The organism is Streptococcus lactarius (assembly GCF_016642265.1).
Taxonomy (GTDB): Bacteria; Bacillota; Bacilli; order Lactobacillales; family Streptococcaceae; genus Streptococcus; species Streptococcus lactarius.
Map to the genome: position 1 here is coordinate 153757 of NZ_MRXX01000006.1, position 4795 is coordinate 158551.

Annotated in this window: 4 protein-coding genes; 3 read left to right on the forward strand and 1 reads right to left on the reverse strand. The window is 43.1% G+C overall.

Features of this window, described 5'->3' with window-relative positions; all coding sequences use genetic code 11:
• Positions 1 to 57: 57 nt before the first annotated feature.
• The gene (gorA, locus tag BTU61_RS05325; protein WP_200772648.1) at positions 58 to 1407 is read right to left on the reverse strand and encodes a glutathione-disulfide reductase; all 1350 of its coding nucleotides are present in this window, start codon (positions 1405 to 1407) and stop codon (positions 58 to 60) included.
• 173 nt (positions 1408 to 1580) lie between these two features.
• Here gorA and BTU61_RS05330 point away from each other — a divergent pair, with 173 nt between their 5' ends.
• Genes BTU61_RS05330 through BTU61_RS05340 form a run of 3 tightly spaced genes read left to right on the forward strand, consistent with a single transcriptional unit; the run spans position 1581 to position 4760 of the window.
• Positions 1581 to 2738 carry an efflux RND transporter periplasmic adaptor subunit gene (locus BTU61_RS05330; RefSeq protein WP_200772649.1) on the forward strand — a complete coding sequence of 386 codons (1158 nt, stop codon included), beginning with the start codon at positions 1581 to 1583 and terminating at the stop codon, positions 2736 to 2738.
• Positions 2722 to 3417, forward strand: a complete 696-nt coding sequence (locus BTU61_RS05335; RefSeq protein WP_200772650.1) for an ABC transporter ATP-binding protein — start codon at positions 2722 to 2724, stop codon at positions 3415 to 3417. The genes BTU61_RS05330 and BTU61_RS05335 overlap by 17 nt, the downstream gene beginning before the upstream one ends.
• Positions 3417 to 4760, forward strand: a complete 1344-nt coding sequence (locus BTU61_RS05340; RefSeq protein WP_200772651.1) for an ABC transporter permease — start codon at positions 3417 to 3419, stop codon at positions 4758 to 4760. Before BTU61_RS05335 ends, BTU61_RS05340 begins: the two co-directional genes overlap by 1 nt.
• Positions 4761 to 4795 lie beyond the last annotated feature (35 nt).

A 4795-nucleotide genomic window follows, 5' to 3' on the forward strand; every position in this document is an offset into this window, starting at 1 on the left:
TGCTCGACAATCCAAAAACTATAAGAGGCTAGGACTTTTGTCCCAGCCTCTTATTTTTTATCTCATGGTTACGAATTCTTCTGATCCAGTTGGGTGAATGGCAACGGTAGCGTCGAAATCGGCTTTTGTCGCTCCCATCTTGATAGCAACGGCAAATCCTTGGATCATTTCGTCCACTCCATATCCAAGACCGTGAAGGCCAACGACTCTTTCTTCTGGTCCTGCAGTGATGAGTTTAAATTTTGCTTGCTGGCGGTGTTGGGTTACAGCGGTGTACATGGAAGCAAATTGAGAAGTATAGACTTTGATATTCTCTTTTCCATAAGTTTGTTGGGCTTCTTCCTCTGTTAAGCCAACGGTACCGATAGCAGGGTGAGAAAAGACAACGGTCGGGATACTTGTATAATCCATTTTGGCATTGACTTTTCCATTGAATAGTCGTTCAGAAAGAGTGCGTCCAGCTTTAATCGCGACAGGGGTTAATTCTTTTTCTCCTGTGACATCGCCAAGGGCATAGATGCCCGGAACAACGGTGTTTTGGTATTCGTCCACTGCAATGAATCCTTTTTCATTTAAGGTGACACCTGCAGCTTCCAAATTGAGATCCTGGACGTTTGGTTTGCGTCCGGTTGCCCAGATGACATGTTCTGCCACATGGCTGGTCATATCTTCAAAATAGATCTTCACACGACCGTCTGCTAATTTTTCAAGCTTCATGGGAACTTTCTGTTTGTGAAGTGGAAGGTTTTGTTTTTCCATCTCTTCCATTAAGCCATCGACAATATAGGAATCAAAACGACGCAAAACTCGATCTTTTCGGATGAAGAGGTCTGTTTGAACGCCTAAATGGTGGAGCACACCGGCTAGTTCAACCGCAATATAGCCTGCCCCAATGATGGCAACAGACTTTGGAAGTCCCTCCCAAGCAAAAACATCATCAGATGTTTCGCCGAATTCTGCTCCAGGAACAGAAGGAATATGAGGATGGGCTCCTGTCGCAATCACAATATGGTTGGCTTTTATGGTTTCTCCATTGACCTCAACAGTATGGGCATCCACAAAACGAGCACGCCCTTCAATCAGTTCAACACCATTTCGTTTGAAACTACCATCATAAGAATTCCTAGAACGATCAATATAGGCTTCGCGATTTTTTCTTAAGGTTTTAAAATCAAATTTGGTTTGTTCAGAAGTAAAACCATAGTCTGGCCCGTAATCACGAATGGCTTCTGCAATCTGTGCTCCGTACCACATGATTTTTTTAGGAACACAGCCTCTGTTAACGCAAGTTCCACCCAATTGTTTTTCTTCAATGACGGCTGCGCGAGCTCCGTGTTCGCCGGCCCGATTCATCGTTGCGATTCCTCCGCTGCCGCCACCAATTGCAATGATATCGAATTCTTTCATACTGTCCTCCTTAGTGACTGATCAGTTTGATTGTAATATCTATTGTTACAAAAGTCAAGAGTAAAGATTTTGCCACAAAACCTGTTTTTTCTGATAATATTTTTGGATAGAAAAGAAGGGAAGTATGGTATACTATAGTATAGAAAAAACGCTTTCTTTTATGGAGAACTAAAATGAAGAAAATGAAGAAATGGCAAATTTGGACAGCCGCAGGTGCAGCTGTTCTTGTGATTGGAACAACAAGTGTGATGATGTTTTCCCACCCTAACTCACCTAATCAAGAAGTTGCGAATGAAACTCCGATGGTACAAACCGTTAAGGATGGCTCTATTGCCTCTTCTGTCTTATTAACTGGAAAGGTTACTGCCGATCAAGAACAGTATGTCTATTTTGATGGGACCAAGGGTGATTTGCAATCGATTTTGGTCAATGTGGGAGATCAAGTGACAGCTGGACAAGCGATTGTACAGTATAGTAGTACAGAAGCTCAAACGGCCTATGATGCAGCAGTTCGTACTGTCAATAAGGCCGATCGTCAGTTAAACGATTTAATGACCAATGGGGTAAGTGTGGATACGACTGGCGACGATGAAGAGGATGCTAAGTCAGCTTCACAGGCCCAACGAACAGTGGATTCTCAAGCGAGTGATTTGCGAGATGCAAGAGCTGATGCAGTTGATAATATGAATAAGGCCAAGGCTCTTCTGGATGCAACAATAGTCAAAAGTAGTATCGATGGGACAGTGGTAGAAGTCAATAAAGATGTTTCAAAATCAACCACGGGTACCAATCAAACTCTGGTGCATATTGTCAGCAATGGCCATTTACAAGTAAAAGGGGAATTATCCGAATACAATTTGGCCAATATTTCTGAAGGTCAAGAAGTGGTCCTTACTTCCAAAGTTTATCCAGATAAAACCTGGACAGGAAAGATTTCTTATGTGGGTAATTATCCAACCGATTCTGGGCAAGCCAACAACAATACAGCAGGTGGAACACAAGGGAGCGGTGGTGCTAAATATCCGTTCACAGTAGATATTACGAGTGACATTGGAGAACTCAAACAAGGTTTTTCTGTCAATATTGAGGTCAAAAGTTCGACTCAACACCCCCTTGTTCCAGTGACGAGTGTGATGGCCGATGGGGATACGAGTTACGTATGGACCGTCGAAAAGGGCAAGGCCAAGAAAGTGAAGGTCACTCTGGGGAATGCCGATGCTGAAAACCAAGAAATCGTATCTGGTCTGAAGAAAGATGCCCAAGTCATTGTAAACCCTAATGAGAAACTGGAAGATGGAAAAGAGATCGGTAAATATGACAAAATTGATTGAACTAAAAGGCATCAATAAGACCTATAGAAATGGGGATCAGGAACTTCGCGTGTTAAAAGATATCGATCTAGAAGTTGAAAAGGGTGAATTTGTCGCCATAATGGGCCCATCCGGTTCAGGAAAATCAACCTTGATGAACGTGATTGGCCTGCTGGATCGCCCAACAAGTGGGGACTATTTCCTAGATGGACAGGAAGTTGGAAATCTGAGTGAGAAAAAGTTGGCACATGTCCGAAATGAACAAATCGGCTTTGTCTTTCAACAATTTTTCCTCTTGTCTAAACTCAATGCCTTTCAAAATGTCGAATTACCACTCATTTATGCAGGGGTGCATCCTGCTAAACGCAAGGAAATAGCGGAGCAGTATCTCGAAAAAGTAGAGCTTGGTTCGCGCATGCACCATTTGCCTTCGGAACTCTCTGGAGGTCAAAAGCAACGGGTGGCAATTGCTCGAGCTCTCGTAAATCGACCTGCTATCGTCCTTGCAGATGAGCCAACGGGTGCTTTAGATACCAAGACTGGCGAGCAAATAATGGATTTACTAACCAAGCTAAATCAAGAAGGAAAGACCATTATCATGGTTACGCATGAACCTGAAATTGCCGCCTTCGCCAATCGCCGTATCGTCATTCGTGACGGGGTGATTTCTTCAGATAGCAAGTTGGAAAGGAGGGAGTGATGCAAAATTGGAAATTTGCAATGAGCTCGATCATGAGTCATAAATTACGTTCTTTCTTAACGATGGTGGGGATCATTATTGGGGTTGCTTCTGTCGTTGTCATCATGGCTCTTGGAGATGGCATGAAAGCTGGTGTTACTAAGACCTTCACTAAGGACCAAGAATATGTACAAATCTCCTATTCTCCAAATAAGAGTGGTTATGTGACAGGGATTAATGTCGGCCCTTCTGATGAGACTGGAGAAGGAGGAGGTGGAGGCGAAAGTGGCCCTGCAGCTGAAGATCGAGGGATGGCAGCTCCATCGGATATGGATGGAGAAAATGCTGAAGATATTGATGGTCAAGTACAAGAAGCACCACCAGTTGTTCAAGAATCTTGGGTCAAGGAGTTAACCAAGATTAAAGGGATCGATGGCTATTACGTTGGTAACACTTCTAACGCAACCATTGCTTTTCAAAAGAAAAAAGCAGACGGGGTGAATATCCAAGGGGTAAATGAGACCTATTTTTCTGTCAAGAAGGTGGAACTCCTATCTGGCCGAAAATTAACGCCTGCAGATTATAGTAATTTTTCACGGGTTGTGCTTCTAGATGAAGGATTAGCGCAACAATTATTTGGGTCTGAGAATCCGCTGAACCAGATTGTCTCTGTTGGAGACAATAATTATCGGGTTGTTGGTGTGTTTAAAGATCCAAATGCGGGGACAGCTCTTTACGGAGCTTCTTCAGGTGGTAGTGCCCTAATGGCCAATACCCAGCTAGCTTCTGAATTTGGAACAGACGAGATTCAAAATATTGTCGTCCACGTTCCGAATGTGAAACAAATCAAATCTGTTGGGATTGAAGCAGCTCAAAAGTTAACAGAGCTTTCAGGTGTTCGTCAAGGAGAATTCCAGATCTTTAATCTAGATAGCATCCTAGAAGAAACTAATAAAGTGGTTGGAATCATGACAACAGTAATCGGTGCCATAGCGGGGATTTCTCTCTTAGTTGGTGGTATTGGCGTTATGAATATCATGTTGGTTTCTGTCACCGAACGGACGAGAGAAATTGGTCTTCGCAAAGCTTTGGGAGCAACTCGAGGTAAGATTCTGGTTCAATTTTTAATTGAGTCTATGGTCTTGACCATCATTGGAGGGCTGATTGGTCTTGGCCTTGCTTATGGTGTGAATAGCTTAATTACTTCCCTTGCTGCAGCCTCCTTAGAAGGACCACCGATTATTTCCCTGAAAGTTGCGATTGGAAGTATTATTTTCTCAGCTTTCGTAGGGATGATTTTTGGAATTCTACCAGCTAATAAAGCCTCTAAACTGGATCCGATTGAAGCGCTACGCTACGAATAACAAAAGAAAAAAATGGATAGAGAGTGGGACAGAAA

Excerpts from the sequence above, each read along its gene's own strand:
- gorA (WP_200772648.1), bottom strand. The coding sequence starts at position 1,407 with ATGAAAGAATTCGATATCATTGCAATTGGTGGCGGCAGCGGAGGAATC.
- BTU61_RS05340 (WP_200772651.1), top strand. The coding sequence starts at position 3,417 with ATGCAAAATTGGAAATTTGCAATGAGCTCGATCATGAGTCATAAATTA.
- BTU61_RS05335 (WP_200772650.1), top strand. The coding sequence starts at position 2,722 with ATGACAAAATTGATTGAACTAAAAGGCATCAATAAGACCTATAGAAAT.
- BTU61_RS05330 (WP_200772649.1), top strand. The coding sequence starts at position 1,581 with ATGAAGAAAATGAAGAAATGGCAAATTTGGACAGCCGCAGGTGCAGCT.